Origin of the sequence: Thioalkalivibrio sp. K90mix (assembly GCF_000025545.1) — a bacterium.
In the GTDB taxonomy this organism is placed as follows: domain Bacteria; phylum Pseudomonadota; class Gammaproteobacteria; order Ectothiorhodospirales; family Ectothiorhodospiraceae; genus Thioalkalivibrio.
Genome location: NC_013930.1, coordinates 95,100 through 112,232, shown reverse-complemented (window position 1 = coordinate 112,232; position 17,133 = coordinate 95,100). Strand labels below are relative to the sequence as shown.

22 protein-coding genes are annotated in these 17,133 nt (G+C 62.3%); 18 read left to right on the top strand and 4 right to left on the bottom strand.

The annotated features are described in order from the left end of the window. Positions 1 to 7: 7 nt before the first annotated feature. Together TK90_RS13840 and TK90_RS13835 are read left to right on the top strand one after the other, a co-directional pair. Positions 8 to 991, top strand: coding sequence for an SPFH domain-containing protein (locus TK90_RS13840; protein WP_013006606.1), 984 nt, complete (start codon positions 8 to 10; stop codon positions 989 to 991). A gap of 219 nt (positions 992 to 1,210) precedes the next feature. Beyond that, on the top strand, positions 1,211 to 2,236 hold the full coding sequence (locus TK90_RS13835) for a hypothetical protein (RefSeq protein WP_018940612.1): 1,026 nt from the start codon (positions 1,211 to 1,213) through the stop codon (positions 2,234 to 2,236). 77 nt (positions 2,237 to 2,313) lie between these two features. On the opposite strand, the gene TK90_RS13830 is transcribed toward TK90_RS13835, so the two are convergent. Beyond that, the gene (locus TK90_RS13830; RefSeq protein WP_018940613.1) at positions 2,314 to 2,658 is read right to left on the bottom strand and encodes a hypothetical protein; all 345 of its coding nucleotides are present in this window, start codon (positions 2,656 to 2,658) and stop codon (positions 2,314 to 2,316) included. 514 nt (positions 2,659 to 3,172) lie between these two features. Between TK90_RS13830 and TK90_RS13825 the strand changes: the two genes are divergently transcribed. From TK90_RS13825 to TK90_RS13775, 11 genes are all read left to right on the top strand, one after another. Then, a complete protein-coding gene (locus TK90_RS13825; RefSeq protein ID WP_013006603.1) occupies positions 3,173 to 5,455 on the top strand; it encodes a S8 family serine peptidase in 2,283 nt (760 codons plus the stop codon). 154 nt (positions 5,456 to 5,609) lie between these two features. Further along, entirely contained in the window at positions 5,610 to 5,819 is a 210-nt protein-coding gene (locus TK90_RS13820; RefSeq protein ID WP_013006602.1) for a hypothetical protein, read from the top strand. Between the two features lie 135 nt (positions 5,820 to 5,954). Continuing rightward, positions 5,955 to 6,332: a hypothetical protein gene (locus TK90_RS13815; RefSeq protein ID WP_013006601.1), complete on the top strand. Its 378-nt coding sequence runs from the start codon at positions 5,955 to 5,957 to the stop codon at positions 6,330 to 6,332. Continuing rightward, entirely contained in the window at positions 6,325 to 6,777 is a 453-nt protein-coding gene (locus TK90_RS13810) for a CFI-box-CTERM domain-containing protein (protein ID WP_013006600.1), read from the top strand. Before TK90_RS13815 ends, TK90_RS13810 begins: the two co-directional genes overlap by 8 nt. Further along, the gene (locus tag TK90_RS13805; RefSeq protein WP_013006599.1) at positions 6,777 to 7,055 is read left to right on the top strand and encodes a DUF4326 domain-containing protein; all 279 of its coding nucleotides are present in this window, start codon (positions 6,777 to 6,779) and stop codon (positions 7,053 to 7,055) included. Before TK90_RS13810 ends, TK90_RS13805 begins: the two co-directional genes overlap by 1 nt. Beyond that, positions 7,048 to 7,575 (top strand): PD-(D/E)XK nuclease family protein, encoded by a 528-nt coding sequence (locus tag TK90_RS13800; protein ID WP_013006598.1) that lies wholly within the window; start codon positions 7,048 to 7,050, stop codon positions 7,573 to 7,575. The genes TK90_RS13805 and TK90_RS13800 overlap by 8 nt, the downstream gene beginning before the upstream one ends. Positions 7,576 to 7,662: 87 nt before the next feature. Beyond that, positions 7,663 to 8,574, top strand: coding sequence for a DNA adenine methylase (locus tag TK90_RS13795; RefSeq protein WP_013006597.1), 912 nt, complete (start codon positions 7,663 to 7,665; stop codon positions 8,572 to 8,574). A gap of 110 nt (positions 8,575 to 8,684) precedes the next feature. Next, complete coding sequence (locus TK90_RS13790; protein ID WP_013006596.1) at positions 8,685 to 10,076, top strand: DNA cytosine methyltransferase; 1,392 nt, start codon at positions 8,685 to 8,687, stop codon at positions 10,074 to 10,076. A 66-nt stretch (positions 10,077 to 10,142) separates the two neighbouring features. Beyond that, on the top strand, positions 10,143 to 10,559 hold the full coding sequence (locus TK90_RS13785; RefSeq protein ID WP_018940614.1) for a helix-turn-helix transcriptional regulator: 417 nt from the start codon (positions 10,143 to 10,145) through the stop codon (positions 10,557 to 10,559). A gap of 148 nt (positions 10,560 to 10,707) precedes the next feature. Next, positions 10,708 to 11,025 carry a type II toxin-antitoxin system PrlF family antitoxin gene (locus TK90_RS13780; RefSeq protein WP_013006594.1) on the top strand — a complete coding sequence of 106 codons (318 nt, stop codon included), beginning with the start codon at positions 10,708 to 10,710 and terminating at the stop codon, positions 11,023 to 11,025. Next, the gene (locus tag TK90_RS13775; RefSeq protein WP_013006593.1) at positions 11,025 to 11,489 is read left to right on the top strand and encodes a type II toxin-antitoxin system YhaV family toxin; all 465 of its coding nucleotides are present in this window, start codon (positions 11,025 to 11,027) and stop codon (positions 11,487 to 11,489) included. The genes TK90_RS13780 and TK90_RS13775 overlap by 1 nt, the downstream gene beginning before the upstream one ends. Before the next feature lie 67 nt (positions 11,490 to 11,556). On the opposite strand, the gene TK90_RS13770 is transcribed toward TK90_RS13775, so the two are convergent. Further along, positions 11,557 to 12,156 carry a helix-turn-helix domain-containing protein gene (locus TK90_RS13770; protein WP_013006592.1) on the bottom strand — a complete coding sequence of 200 codons (600 nt, stop codon included), beginning with the start codon at positions 12,154 to 12,156 and terminating at the stop codon, positions 11,557 to 11,559. Between the two features lie 129 nt (positions 12,157 to 12,285). On the opposite strand from TK90_RS13770, the gene TK90_RS13765 reads away from it, so the two are divergent. From TK90_RS13765 to TK90_RS15420, 4 genes are all read left to right on the top strand, one after another. Beyond that, complete coding sequence (locus TK90_RS13765; protein ID WP_018940615.1) at positions 12,286 to 12,717, top strand: GIY-YIG nuclease family protein; 432 nt, start codon at positions 12,286 to 12,288, stop codon at positions 12,715 to 12,717. Between the two features lie 36 nt (positions 12,718 to 12,753). Beyond that, on the top strand, positions 12,754 to 13,191 hold the full coding sequence (locus tag TK90_RS13760) for a hypothetical protein (protein ID WP_013006591.1): 438 nt from the start codon (positions 12,754 to 12,756) through the stop codon (positions 13,189 to 13,191). Next, positions 13,188 to 13,619, top strand: coding sequence for a hypothetical protein (locus TK90_RS13755; RefSeq protein WP_013006590.1), 432 nt, complete (start codon positions 13,188 to 13,190; stop codon positions 13,617 to 13,619). The genes TK90_RS13760 and TK90_RS13755 overlap by 4 nt, the downstream gene beginning before the upstream one ends. 169 nt (positions 13,620 to 13,788) lie before the next feature. Further along, complete coding sequence (locus TK90_RS15420) at positions 13,789 to 14,286, top strand: hypothetical protein (protein WP_018940616.1); 498 nt, start codon at positions 13,789 to 13,791, stop codon at positions 14,284 to 14,286. 734 nt (positions 14,287 to 15,020) lie between these two features. Here the strand turns inward: TK90_RS15420 and TK90_RS13740 are convergent. After that, complete coding sequence (locus TK90_RS13740) at positions 15,021 to 16,196, bottom strand: RNA-guided endonuclease TnpB family protein (protein WP_013006587.1); 1,176 nt, start codon at positions 16,194 to 16,196, stop codon at positions 15,021 to 15,023. Between the two features lie 56 nt (positions 16,197 to 16,252). Further along, complete coding sequence (locus tag TK90_RS13735; RefSeq protein WP_013006586.1) at positions 16,253 to 16,576, bottom strand: hypothetical protein; 324 nt, start codon at positions 16,574 to 16,576, stop codon at positions 16,253 to 16,255. A 187-nt stretch (positions 16,577 to 16,763) separates the two neighbouring features. Between TK90_RS13735 and TK90_RS13730 the strand changes: the two genes are divergently transcribed. Then, positions 16,764 to 17,126, top strand: coding sequence for a hypothetical protein (locus tag TK90_RS13730; RefSeq protein ID WP_013006585.1), 363 nt, complete (start codon positions 16,764 to 16,766; stop codon positions 17,124 to 17,126). The last annotated feature ends 7 nt before the right edge of the window (positions 17,127 to 17,133 follow it).

Sequence of the window (17,133 nt, the reverse complement as noted above, 5' to 3'; positions counted from 1 at the left end):
AGGAATAATGGAAGGATTCATCACATTCGTCGTGCTGGCTGTTCTGGTCGGCGCATTCCTCAGCATGGGGATCACGATGGTCCCGCAGCGGCGATCCATGGTGATCGAGCGTCTGGGCAAGTTTCACCGGGTGCTGACCCCCGGGTTGAACCTGATCATCCCATTCGTGGACCGTCCGCGGCCGATCACGATTCTTCAGTTCGCGGGTGAGCAGAAGATCGTGCGCACCGAGACGAAGATCGACATGCGCGAGATCCTCCTCGATTTCCCGAATCAGGCGGTGGTCACCAAGGACAACGTCGGGGTCACGATCGACGGGGTGATTTACTACCAGATCATGGACCCGCAGGCGGCCGTGTACGGTGCCGAGAACCTGGTGCTCGCAATCCAGACCCTTGCCCAGACCACGCTGCGCTCGGAGATCGGCAAGATGGAGCTGGACGACATCTTCGAGAACCGCGAGACCATCAACAAGCAGATGGAGGCGGTGATGGACGAGGCCGGCCAGAAATGGGGGCTCAAGGTGAACCGTGTGGAGCTCAAGGACATAAACATGCCTGATGAGATCGTGCAGGCTATGAACCAGCAGATGGTGGCCGAGCGAACCCGACGGGCCACCGTGCGCGAAGCCGAGGGCTACAAGGAGGCGGAAATCCGCCGTGCCGAAGGGGATCGCGACGCGGCGATCGCACGCGCCGAGGGCGACCGTCAGGAAGCCGTGCTGCGCGCCCAGGGTGAGAAGGACGCCATCGGGCTGATCGTGGGCAGCCTGGAAAACCACCCGGACGGACCGGCGGCGGGTGTGAACTACCTGATCGCCCAGCGCTATATCGGCATGTTGCCGGACCTTGCGAAGGACGGGGATCGCGTATTCGTGCCGATGGAGGGTACGGCTTTGCTGGGGTCGCTCGGCGGCATGCGGGATCTGTTCGGCCCCGGCGCCATGGGCGCGGTCGATGCCGGCACCACTGGCGGTACCGGCAACACCTGACGGATCGCACGTCGTTCATGCCCGCCCGGACCCCGGTCCCGGCGGGCTTTTTTGTGCCTGGGAGAAATGGACAACCCGCAGTCGTCGACTAAGGTAGTCGTGATGATTTCGGAGCCGGCCCGAAGCCGGCGACTTGATGCGGGGTTTACCCCGAAAGGGTGATTGACGATGGGTGGGAATGCCGTCCTCAGTACAACACGGCTAACGTCATCGGAACTGATGGTGCTGGCTTGCCGCGTTCAGCGTGCCCTTGATGCGGCTCTCCCCAGGGCTCACCGTTCCGAGCCGGTTCGGTTTCATGGCGGCAAGACGTCGCATGGCGACCTTGATGTTCTGCTCGCCTGCGACCACGCGACGTTCGAGAACGCGACGTTCGAGAACGCGCTCGGGGTGTCCCTGGGTGCGACCGAGATGGTGGTCAACCATTCCAAGCGGCTGGACGCAGACCCGAATCGCAAGGTCCTGAGTTACTCGGTGCCCACAGAGGCGGGTGCCTTTCAGGTGGATGTGGTTCAGGTGCCCGAGTCCGCTTTCGACTTTGCGCGTTGGTACTTCGCCTTCAATGACCTCGGCAATCTACTGGGTCGGGTGGCCCGCCGGATGGGCTTCAAACTGTCCGAATCAGGATTGCGGCTGGAAGTGGATGCCGCCGGCGAGCGCGTGGGCGAGGTGGTCGTGACGCGGGACTGGGAGCTTGCACTGTCGTTCCTCGGGTACGACTCGCAGCGGTACTGGAAAGGCGCGCAGGGCGGTTTCGACTCCCTGGAGTCCCTGTTCGATTTTGTCTCGAGTTCGCCGTACTTCGATCCTGGGGTTTTCTTGCCGGAAAACCGGCCGAATGCCGCTCGGCGGCGTGATGCAGCACGGCCGACCTATCAGGCGTTCCTCGCATGGATGGAGGGTCAAGGGCTTTGTTCGGCCTCATGGGGCAATCAGGACAAGGAACTGTTCCGGGCGAATGCCCTGGTTCGGGCGACGGACCGCTTCCCGCGCTTATCACGCGATGTGTGCGACCTACTGGATCACCATCGCCGCATGAAGGCGGTGCGGGCACGCTTCAACGGTCGGGTGGTGTCCGATGTGACGGGTCTTGAGGGCCCGGAGTTGGGCGCGTTTCTGCGAGAGCGCCAGGCCTTCTTTGGTAGCGAAGAGGCGCTTGCGGAATGGGTCGAGGGACTTACGGATGCGGAGCTGCGTTCGGCGGTTGCCGAACAAGCGTCCGAGTGGCACGGCCGCTCTCAATAGCCCCCACATATTGACCCGGGCGACACGATCCCGCAGCGGGTGCGGTGGTGTGTGGAACCGCACCGCCAGCATTCCCGTCACCGCGTCGCAGAGTTCAGCAAAGCCTTGTAGGCCTTGTGTCGCTGGCGATCATCCTCCCGCGTTTGAGCGTCGCGACTGGCCGGGGCAATGTGCTCCCAGACGCGGGTCTTGATCGCGGACTCCGTTCGCTCTGGAAAAGCTGCACGCAGCGCCGCAAGCCTTCCGGCCTCCCATTGCTGCTTGAGCGCTTCAATGTCTTCTTGAGTCCATTTCGGCGCTCCCTTCTGTGGCGTATGCGGGATACCGAAGTACCAGGCTCGCCATTTCACCGCCTGCCGTGTCTTGCCCAGCATTTTCGCCAATAGCTCCGGCCCCAGTGACGCATAACCCGCAATCATCATCGCGTCCGCTTCAGCGGACCATCGGTTCGACCTGCCTCTCGCCTCGAACGCCAGACCATTCTTTCGGGCCTTGCACTGAACGCTTTTGGCGGATCGATGTGGGGGTTTGGACCGTGCGCCGGCGACACCCTCGTGTCGGGTCGATCCTCTTGAGCGCTTAGATTTCCTCCGGAGTCCATTCCATGACTCTGCCTTGCTCTGGATCGCAGTCCCAGATGCTATCAGCGGCAGACGACTTCGGGGTCGGTTTCGCAGCGGCGGGGACTGGTTTCACGCGGCAGCAACCGAGGGCTCGTCCTTCGGGTGATACCACCCGAAAAACGACCTCATCCCGCTTTTCCCACGCCCGATAGACTTCCGGAAAGGCTCAGCCTCGGGCGGTGTTTATGCCGCGCCGCGTGCGCGTTCTGGCGGGGCTTGCAAGAAATCGACAGATCAAAACGTTTTGGCATTTTGGGGGTGTCAATTCCGACACAAGAACGTTTTGTTCCCCCACGGGAAAGGGAGTTCATCCATGAGTACAAGCACGATTCACACCCCTCGTTTGGCGCTGGTGGCGGCGTTGGCCGGCGCCGGCATTCTATTGTCTGGCTGCGGTGGCAGCGGTGGCGGCGGAGGTGGTGGCAATTCCAATGTCCGCGACAACCCCGACAGCGATGTGGTCATCGCCGGGCAGCTCGAGGCTCAAGGGCTCGTCCGTGATGGCGAGCGCATTGATGAGCAGGGCCAGGACGCCACCCTGGTGATTCTCGATGGCGGACTCGACACCTCCCATCAGGAATTCGACGGGATGGATCTTCACGAAGCCAGCGAGCTGAATCAGATCGCTTCGACGTCAGTGAGCGACAGTGGTACCAGCGAACCCGTCGAATACGCAGGCGCCTTCGACGACAACCACGGGACCGCCGTGACCAGTATCGCAGCGGGTCGGAACATTGGGGCCGCTCCGGAGGCCACCGTTCTGGCGTACCGCATGGGGCAATACTCCGATTCCTTTGCGGCCGCCCTCGATCTGGCCTCGGACGCGCTTCAGGCGGACGTGGATTCCGGCGACCGGCCTGCCAGTACGCGCCCCGTAATGAACTTCTCTGGTGTGACTACGGGAACCATGGCGGAGAACGCGCTGGAGGACTTCCATGCCGAGACCGGTGGCATGATGGTAATGTCGGCAGGAAACAACGGGGGAAGCAACCCCGAAGGACTGGCGCGCTTTGCTGGGGCCGACATCTTTAACGACTCGATGATCGTGGTGGGCGCCCTGAACTCGGCTGGCGACGATCTCGCGAGTTTCAGCAACAAGGCCGGTGATGCCTCCGACTACTATTTGATGGCGCCGGGCCAGAGCCTCCGTGAGATGCGTGAGGGCTTTGACGAAGGGATTGCCATTGCGGATGGCGAGAACGAGTATGCGGTCGGAAGTGGGACGTCTTTCGCAGCCCCGTTCGTGTCAGGGGTCGCGGCGCTGGTCTGGTCGCAGAACAATGCCGAACACCTGAGCGCTTCCGATGTGGCCGAGATCCTGTTCGAGACGGCCAGTACGGACGATCTTGAGGACTACGATCCGGATGTCCACGGCCACGGGGTTGTGGACGCGGAGGCGGCCCTGGCCCCGATCGGGGACATGGATTTGTCCTTCGCGGCGGCGAATGATGATGGGTCGCGCGATATGACGGCGACCGGCATGACGACCGGGGCTGCTTTCGGGGACGCCTTCGAGGCGGCCGGCGGATTGAGTTCCGTGGCGGCGTTTGACCAGTTCGGCCGGGATTTCCAGTTCGACTTGACCGGCGCTGTGCAGGGCCCCCGCCTGTCCTCCCTGGATCGGGCGATGATGCGCCCGCACGGCTTCCGTTCGACCGAATCTCTGGAGACGGATGGTTTCTCCTACACCGCCAGCTATATGGATGGGGGTTTGGAGTCGTTCCAGTCTGAGATGAACATCGGCAACGTGCGTCTAGGGGTCGCGTCCCGTGACTCGATGGAGCTAACCCCGAATGATGGCCCGCTGGATCTGGTCGGCGCCCATCGCCTGCTGTCGGCCCATACGGCCGATGCCTACCAGACCGAATGGTATGGCGCTCAGGGCGGGCACATGGGCTATGACGCGGGAGGTATAGACCTCTCGGTGCGCCACATGGTCAACCAGGGCAGCACGGACCGCTTCAGTATTGATCATGGTGATCCGCAGGGGAGCGCCTCGCGTACGCTGATTCGGGCCGGGTTTGAGCCGACGGACGACCTGAACGTAGGCGTCACCGCTGGCATGGTGCAGGACGATGAACGCCTGTTCGGCACGCAGGGCAGCGGCGGCTTCCAGATGGACGGCGGCAATGCCACCCAGACGGTTGGGATCGACATGGTGTATGCCATGAACGACCGCGTGGACCTGTTCGCACGCTACGAGCATGGCCGCACGAACACGATCCGCAACTCGAACAGCCTGGTCAGCCAGGTGGACGGACTGCAAACCTCTTCTGGCTCGGCGGGTTTCGTGGCCCGAGCGACGGATCAGGTTCGCGTCGGTGGCGTGATGGCGCAGCCGCTGCGGGTCGAGTCGGGCACGGCGGAACTATCGATCCCGGTGGGACGTGATCTGGGAGGCAACGTGGCGTTGGCCGAGGAATCGGTGGACCTGTCCCCGAGTGGCCGTCAGACTGACTACGAGTTGTTCTTCGATATTGAAGGGCAGGGCGATCACTCGACCCGCTTCAACGTCATGTATAGCACCGAGCCGGGGCATGTGGCCTCGAACCCCTCGGAGTGGGGCGCGATGGTCACGCACCAGCGCCAGTTCTGACACGGCCTACGGACATACCCTCCACGCCCGCCCGGTTCGCCGGGCGGGTTTTTTCCGGGGCACCGTGCATGAATGGACAGATCGGCTGTCTGCGCTAGGCTTTAGTTGAACCCGCATTGGATCCGCCACCTACGGCGGGCCGGAAAGGATTTCCATGGCAGACCAGCCGATCCCCAAGCCCCGCGACGGCCGCATGATGATCGGCGCTGCCCTGCTGGCGGGCGGTCTGTATGCGATCTGCGACGGGGCGACCCTGGCCGCCATTCTCGATTCTCTGGGCGATAATTGGACCGAGGAGCGGCTTCAGGAGATCACCGAGGAGATGGCGGCGGGGCTGTTGGAGGCGGGGTATAAGGCCGCTTAGAGGGCAGAGCGCCGCGCCCTAACCAAGAATTCGACAGGCCCGACCTTTACGATATTCTGACCCTGCAACACGACGATCCGCCCGCGTCTTTTCGGGCGGCGGATGCCCGGCCCGGAGCCGGAGGAGAGTCACCACATGCACAATCGCACGCTGAATTTTGCCCGCCAGGAGGGCTTCTCAACCACCACTTTAGGCGTCCTTAACCTTTCCGTATCGGACGAAAAACTGGGGGATGACGATATTCTCCGTCGCCTGATTGTCGCTATCACGGCCTGGGTGTCGGGTACGCCCGAAGGACGGGCTCTTTGGGAGTCTTCTTGTGAAGATCTCAATGTTGGCGACCTGGTACACCTCTCCGGATCCGAGATCGAAAGCCTCCAGCCTTTTCTCGCTCAGCAGGGCGTGTCATTTATCGATGCAGACGTCTACGATTCCGATGGCTCTTTCGGCTTCGATACGGTTTTGGTCGACATTGATGCGATCGTTGAAAGGAAGGGAATTCCTCGTGAGTAACCCCCAAATCAAGCGCCCCCGCGACGGTCGCATCGTCACCGCCAGCGAGATCCATTCGGTGACCTTCTGCCCCGAGTCCTATCGCCTCAAGCGCGCTGGGGCTCGCCTGGCGTCCCATGCAAAACACGATGCTCACCGCGGGACCGTCAAGCACGAAACCGTCAACCGCAAGGTGGCGGTGGCTCATTCGCGCGGCACCGGGAGCCGCTGTTACGTGGCAACCCATCTCTATGGGCTTCACGACCATCGCACCGAAGCGCTGCGGCAGTGGCGTGACCGTGTTCTTCTGACGCGGCTTTCCGGGCGTGTTTTCGTCCGCCTGTACTACGCCTTCTCGCCCGTCTTTGTCGCGCTGGCCCGCCGCATTCCAGCGCTCGACCGCTTCGCGCGGCGAGTCGTAGATCGCGTGGTCTCCCGCGTTCAGTGCAAACAAGGGGGTGCGTGATGCCGCGTGTACTCAACAAACACCGCGACTCCCGTTCGCCGGGGTCGGTGTATATCGGTCGTCCGAGCCGCTGGGGCAACCCGTTCGTGGTCGGTCGGGACGGCACCCGCGAGGAAGTGGTCGCGCGGTACCGCGAATGGCTTCTGGCACGGCCGGAAAAGATGGAGGCCGCCCGCCGCGAGCTTCGCGGGCGGGACCTGGTGTGCTTCTGCGCGCCCAAGGCCTGTCACGGGGACGTGCTGATCGAGATCGCCAACCCGGAGGTGCCGGATGAATGAAGGGATGATGGATCTGCTGGGGGTCGGCGTCGGCCTGGCCGTGGCGCTGTGGCTGCTGCGCGCCCTGTGGCGATGGCTGCGCGCGCCCCGGAACCTGCCCGTGATCGGCGGCGAGGCGTTGCTGTATCAGGACGAGGAGGGCGCTCCGTTCCTTTTGAACGAGGCGTGGGGTGTGGGCGCGCGCCCGGACCACATCGTCCGCGAGGGCCGCGACGTGATCGTGGTGGAGAACAAGGGGCGTGACAAGGGTCCATACGCGAGTGACTGGGCACAGGCCCGCTTCGGCGCCCTGGCCGCACGCGGGGCCGGGTTCCCGGTCAACAAGGTGCGTTGGGTCAACGGCAAGCGGCGCGTCACCCGGACGATCCCGAAGGATGACGCTGCCCTGTTCGAGACGATCCGCCCGCAGTATGAGCAGGTGGTGGCGCTGCGCAATGGTGAGCCGGTTCACTTCCGGCCCGAGGCGCGCAAGTGCCGATCCTGCTACCTGCGGGACTCCTGCAATCGCCGCGCCGCCTGAGCGGCCCCGAAAAACGGGGCGTGCCCTGCGCCCCGTAATCCCCTAGAATACGCCCGTTATTTCTGGATGCTTCCAAGGATGGAGTTGATGGCATCAAATCCCGCCTGTTTTCTCGAAACCGCCAGCCCTGCCGCGTGCCGGGCAAGCGACCCGCCCTCGAACCCACTGATGCGCTACTACGGCGCGAAGTGGCGTCTGGCGCCCTGGGTGCTCGAGCATTTCCCCCCGCACCGGATATACGTCGAGCCATTCGGCGGAGCGGCCGGGGTTTTACTCCAGAAGTCGCAGGCCGAGCTGGATGTCTATAACGACCTCGACGATGAGGTGGTGAACGTCTTTCGCGTGCTTCGGGATCCGGAGGAGGGTGATGCGTTGCGCCGGGCGTGCCACCTGACGCCGTACTCGCGCGCCGAGTTCGAGTGTTCATTCGAGACCGTGGACGATCCGGTGGAGCGGGCGCGTCGGACGCTGTTTCGGGCGTGGTCGTCGCATGGGTCCACCGGAGCCACCCGCACTGGGCGCTCCGGGTTTCGAGGCGACTCGGGTCATCCAGGGACCAACCCGGCGCACCAGTGGGCGCGGCTGGCCGAGGTGCTCCCGGCGTTCATCGAGCGCATGAAGGGCGTGCTGGTGGAGAACCGGGACGGGCTGGATGTGATGCGCCTGTACGACGCCCCGGACACGCTGCACTACCTCGACCCGCCATACCTTCCCGGCACCCTGCATTACGACGGGGGCCGCTACTACCGGCACAACCTGTCCGAGCCCGACCACGAGCGCCTGCTGGAGGTCGCCCGGTCCATGGAGGGTCGAGTGGTCATCAGCGGGTATCCGAACCCCCTGTATGACGCGCTTCTGAGTGACTGGACCCGTGTCACGCGCTCCGTCGCCGCCGCCGGGGCCTCGGGCTCTGATGCCCGTACCGAGTGCCTGTGGCTCAACCCGGCGGTCATCCGCTCCGGCCGCCAGCCCTCTCTCTTTGGCGCCAACCATCCGTGAAGAAATCGACAGATCGACGGGGTTCGGTAGCCTGTAGTGGATCGAAGGCGAACCGCTCGCGCCCACCCCGAGCGGCGGACCCGCGGCCCGAAGCTGCGAGGAGAAGCATCATGGCGAACACCACTGTGATCTACACCAAACTCAGCGAACAGCGCGGCCAGAAGCGGCTCTGGCTGGAAGGCCAGCGGTTGGCCCGCATGGGTATCGCTCCCGGCCAGAAGTACGCGCTGTCGGAGATGGACGGGGACTCGAAGGGGGTGACTCTCACCTTTACTGACGAAGGGCCCCGCAAGGTTTCCCGGCGCAAGCGCGGTGAGCGTGAGTACCCGGTCATCGACGTTGCCAACGACGACATCGCCCGTATCCTCGGCGACTCCGAGCGTGTCCGAGTCGTGGTTCGGGAAGGCCGTATCGATGTCACCCTGCATCACCACGAGGCGGCGACCCGACAGCGCCTGCGCACGCTGGGCGCGCGTATGGAGCAGGGGCTTCCGATCCGGATCGGCTCGCTGGCCCATGGTGGCGGCGTGCTCGATCACGCGATCCATGAAGGCCTCGAGGATGCCGGTGTCCCGGCGCACCTGACCTTCGCCAACGAGTACGACGGCGGCTACCTCGATGCCTCCCTCTCGAACAACCCGATCTGGTCGGCGGACAGCATTGCCATCGAGGGCCCGATGCAGGACATCGAGTGGCGCAAGCTGCCCGCGATCGATCTGCTGGTGGCGGGGCTCCCGTGCACCGGCGCCTCGAAGTCTGGGCGCTCCAAGAACCACCTGAGCGCCGCCGAGGAGCACGAAACCGCCGGGGCGCTGTTCGTGGCCTTCCTCGCCGCCATCCAGACTCTCACGCCTTCCATGATCGTGCTGGAGAACGTGCCCGAGTACGGGAAGACGGTGAGCATGACCGTCATCCGCTCGGTGCTCGCCAGCCTCGATTACGCACTCCATGAAACCGTCATCGATGGCTGGGAAATGGGGTCGCTGGAGAAGCGCAAGCGGTTCTGTCTGGTCGCCACCAACGAGGACCTGCCGTTCGACTTTGCCGGGCTGCGCCCGATCCGCCAGCGGGAAGCGCAGGTCGCAGACATTCTGGATCCGATCGCGCTGGATGATCCGATGTGGAAATCCTACGACTATCTGGCGGCCAAGGAGGTGAAGGACAAGGCGGCCGGAAAGGGCTTCCGGACGCAGGTTCAGGATGGCTCGCAGGATGGCTATGGGACGCTCGGCCGCGGTTACGCGAAGGTTCGATCCACTGAACTGCGGATCCAGCACCCGACCGATCCGGCCCTGAGTCGCATCCTCACGCCGGCCGAACACGCCCGGGGCAAGACCATCCCGGAATCGCTGGTCGCCGGCCTGAGTGCCACCCGCGCTCACGAGATCCTCGGGCAGTCCGTGGTTCACACTGCCTTCGCGGCCGTGGGCCGGCATCTGGGGCAGGCGCTGCGGTCGATGGCCCGCCAGCCTGAGCGTCCGGTTCTGGCGCAGGCGGCGTAACGATATCCTCCGGGTGGGCCTTGGGTGGCACACCCGGCAATTTTTCACGTGAGCAAGGGGCTCCGTATGAACAGCACCGACGATTTCTTTGAGCAGGGCGACCGCGATTCAGGGTCGAGCCAATCGATTCCGCTTCCGGAGCGACTTCGGAACGAGCTTGCAAAGCGGAATTGGCGACAATCCGATCTGGCGAGGGCCTGCGGGATGGGCCGGGATGCCATCTCGACCTACATGAAGGGGCGGTCTCATCCCTCCCCCGAAAACGCAAAGAAAATGGCGCGGGTGCTCGGCTGTTCGGTATCGGATCTGCTCCCCGGGTTCGTGGGTGGTGTGAACGATACTGGTAGGGATGGGGCCGCACCTGCCCTTGAGATCCGCCAGTCGAGTTCGGACCCGAGCCGGATGTGGGTGCAGGTCAACCAAGCGGTCACCCCCGCGCAGGCCATGGCAATCATGGAGATTCTCCAGAACAAGGGCGGGTGAGCGGCCTCGGCACGGCGGCGCCAGGGGCTCCCCGCGCCACTATGTGTGAAGGGTCGCACGACAGCAGGACGTCGGGATTGACGCGCATTGACGCGGTAAGGAATTTTCCTTACGATGAAGGTGCAGGTATCGACAACAGGAGCCGGCCATGACCAGTATCCACGAGGAAGCGACACTCACCTCCAAGGGGCAGATCACCTTGCCCAAGTCTATCCGGCAAGTTCTGGGCGTTGCGGCTCAAGGCAAAGTCGCCTTTGATCTACGGGGTGGCGAAGTGATCGTCACCCGTGCTGAGGGCGAGCACCATGACCCGGCGATTGGCGCTTTCCTGGATCTTCTGGAGGCGGACATCCGCAAAGGCCGAAACGTCGGCTCTCTTCCGGCGGGGCTCGCCGATGCCATGCTCGCTCACGCGAATCATGCCGAAGATGTTGATGAGGGCATCGAGGGAGAAGTGTCGCTTTGATGCAGCGCCACGGATGGGCGTTGCTGTTCCATGAGTGCATGGTAGGGCAGCTTCAAAAGCTGTACGAGGCGGTTCAACGGGCGGAGCGTAATGACCCGGAGGGCTTCGATCGCAACGCCAACGTCAAGCTGTTTCGGGCGCTCAGCCAGTTGATTCTTGAGACGATACCGGCCAACCCCGCACGAGACGAATATCGCCAGGGAAACACCCTGGGTACTGCTTATCGTCACTGGCGCCGCGCCAAGGTCGGACGCCGATTCCGCCTATTCTTTCGCTACGACTCCAGATCAAGAACCATCGTGTTCGCGTGGCTCAATGACGAGAAGACGCTCCGATCCGCAGGGAGCAAATCCGACCCCTACGCCATGTTCGGGAAGATGCTCGAACGGGGGAATCCGCCAGATGACTGGGGGCAGCTCGTTGCCACGAGCCAGCCTGATTGGCGCGTGCGTAGCGAGGATTGATTGGCATATCCATCCACGCTCACCAACGAGGCACGAGAAGCCGTTGGCTTTAGCCGTGGGGCGAGCGTCAAACCATTCTGGCGTGGTACACACCCACAATCTTGGCCATTGACCACTGAGGCGTCCGGGGCTCCCAGAGCCATCCACCGCCACAGACGTGGGCTGTGCAAACCGCATCCGATGTATCGGCCACGAGCGCGCGCACCCGGGCCTCACCGGACTCCTTGGAGTAGAGCAGCACATCCGTGCCCGGTACCGGCGGCTTGATTCGGTCCAGCAGAAGTACCTCTCCATCGCGATACCTTGGATCGAGTTCCACCCCCGCCACCTTCAGTGCCCAGTATTCGGGCGCGATGGGGCCACCCGTGTCCAGGTGCCCCGTCGGTTCGGTCGCGACGCCTGCGGTGCTCCCGTAGACCGCGGCTTGGCCGTGGGCCTGAGTGTGCTCCCCTGAAACGGAAATCCCCATAAGCCATTGGGTGGATACACCAAGTGCGCCTGCGACACGACACAGGTTCTCGATGGTGATATGCCCGTCCTGAACCCACCCAGTCACAGAGGCGGGGGATACCCCGACGGCCTGGGCGAGCCATCGCTTGCTTCGGCCGACCTGCGCGAGTCTCTGCTGTATCTGTACCCCGAGTGCCTTCTTGATTTCGGTTTCCACGCGTTTTCTCGATCTGGAATGGAGGTGGATCTTACGGTACGCGGCGGCTTGGGCTTGTCAAAAAATATTCCGCGCGCTGCTCTTTGGGATAAAGGACCCTCCTGTCGCCATCGTTGCGCGAGATGGGGGTTGCTGTTTCCATTCGGCCGCGCGAGTGATTGGAAGAACTCGACAACTGATCCAGCCCTGCGGGAGTATCGGGATCTGGTCAAGATTGGATACACGGAGGGCGAGGTGGCGGATCGCATTGCCAACGCCGAGAACGACCCGGCCTTCCTGGAAGGGCCGGTTGAAGTCGTGGAGTCCTTTGCCTGCTACAACCTCGACCCCCGGAAGTTCGAAGGGCTGGTGCACGGCTTTCTTGCGGATCGGCGCCTGGCGATCGCCTTGCAGAGCCGAAAGGGCAAAGTCTTTCACCCGCGCGAATGGTTCGCGGTAGCCCCTGAATCCGCCATCCAGGTCGTCGAGGCGATCGTGAATGGCACCATCACGAAATACCGCCTCGACAAGATTTCGGGGCGGGTGGTACTGAAATCAGGCGAAGGGCCCGACACACAATAGATCCCTCTATCCCAACTCCAAGGATCCGGTTAATCTATGCAATACGATAGGCAAGGCATTGACACGATCAAGTCGATCTTGTGGTCATTCGTTCGTCTGGCCGACAGAGGCTATCACCTCACAGCTATTGGCGAAGTCATGGACTTTTTTGAGTATTCGGACCCCGACGATTCCGAGATTGACATAGAGGCTCAGATTAACATTTCCGGTCGCATCTCTCGCTCCATCAGAATCGAGGCCGAGATTTATATTAACCCGGAAGACGGGATCGTCTTCTTAGCGCGCTCCGCTAAGGATACCGGCGACGAAATTCGACATGAGGAATCCCAATTCTTCACGATTGCGGACTTGTATGAATTGGTTGATTTAACCCCTTCCGATATTGAGGAATGGGTAATTATCGTCAACCGAATCCTTGGTTTAGGAAATCCCAGGTTGGATACTTCGGAAGAGGTCTGTCACAGAAACTCATGATCACCATCCAAAACCAAGGCCAGGCCCTCGTTTCCACCAACTATTGGGACAGCGAGCCCGCCCAGTCGGGTTTCTGCTACCTGTCCTGGAACGCCGGTGCCGGGCGCCTGCTGGTCCCCGACAGCCAGAAGCCGATCATCCGCGAGATGAAGGGCGCCAAGATGGTGATCGTTTCCCGCGGCCCATGGGAGCCGTTCGAGGGCGGCGAGGCGAAGGATGCGCTTGAGTTGTTATGGGAGGACGACTCGGAGGCGCCGTTCTCTTTGCACATCGCCATCGAGCAGTCCGACCGCCAGCTCCCGGAGAATAACCAGGGTGGCGGTTTCGTCATCACCGCCTGGACGCGTGGCGGGCTGAAGGGGCGGTGGCCCGGTCGGTATCGGGAGGTGGAGGCCATCCCGCATCTCCAGCCCTGGAAGGCCCACTAATTCGATCAAGGAGGCGGGTATCAAGATCACTGACAAGAAAACCCCGTTTCTGGGCGTCAGCCGCGTCGATAACGGCTATGTCGTGTTTTCGTGGGACGGCGAAGGGGGGCGCCACCTCAACGGTCGGATCAATGGGGTGGGGCCCGAGTCGTTGCGCCAGGCGCTTCGTATGCGAAACGATCTCTATGCGGCGCACCCCTTCGCATCAAAAGCGATGGTTATTATGCAGCCCAACATGGACGATGCACGCGCTCGAACGAACACGGGGCATGCGCGCATTTCAGAGATCCATCACCGGGGGCGCTGGCTGTTCCGTGTTCAACACCTGGATGTTGGTACCGGGCGTCGAATGGCGCGGGCGTTCTCCTATAACACGACAGCCCGCCCGGTCAGTCGGGAAGAGGCCTTGCGGGAGGCGCTACGGTTTCGCGAGGACAATGCGGAGGCCGTCGCTCCGATCATTTTGGAGTACAACGCCCGGGTCCAGGAGGCCTTCGAGGAGTTGGCCGAATTGGAGGTCGCCGACCTCACGCCCCGATTGCACACCCTTCAGGGATTCTCTTTGAAGCGCTGGATGGAGTCTCGGGAAGCCGCCTGGGCGGTATCAGGAGGCGGATGCGTTCCCGTTTTCTCAACCGTGCATGAACCCGTTCCCCCCACGTTGTGAGCCTTCGATACCACGATCCGCGCGCCTTCCTCGGGCTCCCTCGATCGCGTAGCGACGGACTGGAGGGCTTTCTTCCCGGTGACCCGATTGCACTGTATTCCGACGGGACCGTTTCCCCGGACCTTACCCAGGTCGCCGCGGCGCTTATTGTCGCGGAGGGGCGTGTCCGCCAGTCCTTCTATTCGACCCGTACGATCCAAGTCGGCGCGCTAGCCGGTTCCGAAGAGGGGTCCGCGCCCAGCGGAGCGCTCCTCAGTTCGCTTGAGGCCGAGTTGCTTGGTATCTGGATGGCGACCGAGTTCGCGGTCCGTGCAAAAGGGGGCGTCGTGATTCACGGGGATCACCGGCCCCTCTTGAGCGCTCTCTCGGGTCTCAGTGGACTATCCGGTGTTCGCGGCACGGGGCGGGGCGCTAAGATTCCGAAACGCTTGAAGGGGGATCCGATGCTGTCGCAGGTTGTGGTCAACCTGCGCGAGCTTTCCGGGCGAGTCGGCCTTCAGCATGGCAACGACCGGCACGAGCCGGATATTCGGATCGCTCACGACCACTCCCGTGCGGCGATTCGAGGGCGGCCTCAAGGGAGTCCATTTGAGGCGGTCGTTCTCAATCGCCGGTAACGGACTTCGCCCTACGCTCGTCAACGGTCGTGATGCGAAGGGCTGCTATCCATGAACGAGTCGGTGACTGCTCCCCGCCCTAAGCGCTGACGCGCCACGGGCGAGGCTTCCCACTTCTTAGGCGGCAACCGGCGGCATGCCGGATTTACGCGAGCCTCCATGGGCAGAGACGGACAGCCCTTCCGCCTTCAAATGGATCAAGCCCTGGTGCTTGATGTTCAGTGCCGCATTGATGTCCCGGTCGTGCTGTGTGTGGCAGGCGGGGCATTCCCACGACCGGACGCTCAACGGCATGGCGTCCATCTTGTGATGACAGACATGGCAGGTCTTGGAGCTGGCAAACCACGGGTCGATCCGGACCAGACGTTTACCCTGCTCCCTGGCCTTGTAGTCCAATTTGGTGGTCAAGGCATGCCAGGACGCATCGCCGATGTGCTTGGCGAGGCGGGTGTTCTTCATCATGTTGCGGACCTTCAGCGTCTCGACGATCACCGCTTGGTTGTCGTCAACGATCTGTCGAGAGAGCTTGTGCTGGAAGTCGTTGCGGGCGTTGGCCAGCCGTTCGTGAGCCTTGGCCACGAGCAGCCGGGCTTTCGCCCGATTGGCGCTGCCCTTCTGGCAGCGAGAGAGCGCCTTCTGCTTACGCCGCAGATTGGCTGCGGCCTGGGTGAGAAAGCGCGGGTTGGAGGTCTTATGGCCGGTGGAGTCAATGGCCAGATGCGACAACCCCATGTCGAGGCCGATGACACCGGCGGCGTCGACATCCTTCAGCGGTTCCGGGGCGACCTGTTCGGTTTCGAAGAGCAGCGAGGCGTAGTGCTTCCCGGTGACCGTCCGGGTCAGGGTGATGCTTTTCAGCTTGCCTTCCACCTTGCGATGCACCCGGGCCTTGATCGGACCGAGCTTGGGTACCCTGATCCAGTTCTCGCCAGCCTGGATACCCACACAGTGGTAACTCGACTGCTTGCCACGCTTGCTCTTGAAGCGCGGATAGCCGGCTTTTTGCTTGGGGTCGAAAAAGCGCTGGAAGGCTTGGTCGAGATTGATGCACGACTGCTGGAGAGCCATGGAATCCGCTTCTTTCAGCCAGCCATACTTGCGTGACTTCTTGGCCACCGGAAGCAGCTTTTTGATGTCGTGCTTTGCACTCAACGACTGGCCGTGGCGCTGGTAGCGATGGGACATGATGCGAAGGCCGGTGTTGTAGCAAAAACGCACCGCGCCGAACTGGCGGTTCAGAAACGCCGCCTGCTCGGTCGTGGGATAAATGCGTATCTTGGTGGCCTTCAGCATGGGAAGTCATTGTCGCATGGATGTATGTACAGCCTATGCTGCCAGGCCCAATACCGCTAACCCAGCAGTGCTATCGCACTGCCCGCTTGTATCCCCGCCCGAGTGGGCGAGGGTTTACGCGGACTTTTGCTAAACGCGTCGCTTCCGCCCCGCAGCATTCCGCTGTCCGAAGTGCCGTTGTAGGGCCGAATCTCGTGCTCGTACTCGCTCAGGCTGTCTTTTTCTTCATCCAGCATGCTATGGGGTTTCTTTTTCATCGAGAGGCCACCCGGTCCATCGATGACACCGAAAAGCACCAGCACCCAATAAATCACGGGGGCCAAAAACATCAGGCCGAATCCACCCACCACGATCACTTGTTGTAGTTTCTCAAGCTCCATCCGCTTCTCCTTCGTTTTTCTGCTTGGCCTACAGTGTACCCGTACCCCTTGAGCGGTCGAGTTGATGCCCCGACCCGAGAACTCGACAGCATGGCGCATTCCGATAGTCTTGTGGTGAATCAAGACGAACCGCCCGCGTCACTTCGGGCGGCGGATGCCCGGCCCGGAGCCGGATTAGAGGTGAGACATGGAACAGCGCATTTTGTATTTCGCTCGACAGGAAGGTATGGAGATAACCACGACCGCCGAATTGGCTATAGAGACCAGGCATTCGGATGAATCCGATGAGGCTTTGCTTCAGCGCCTTATCCGTGGATTGACCCGGTGGGCCATCGAGACCGATGAGGGGCGCAAAGAGTGGGCGATGTCGGTGGAAGATTTTAATGTGGGTGATCTTGCCAATGCTGCCGGGTCCGAGCAGGTCGAGCGGTTTTTGTCGCAAGAGGGTATTTCGATCGTCCGTGTCGATACCGCGGATTGTTCCTCTCGGTTCGACTTCGACACGGTGCTGGTCGATGCTGATGCCATGTCTGAAGAAAACGCGGCGTAACTCGGGA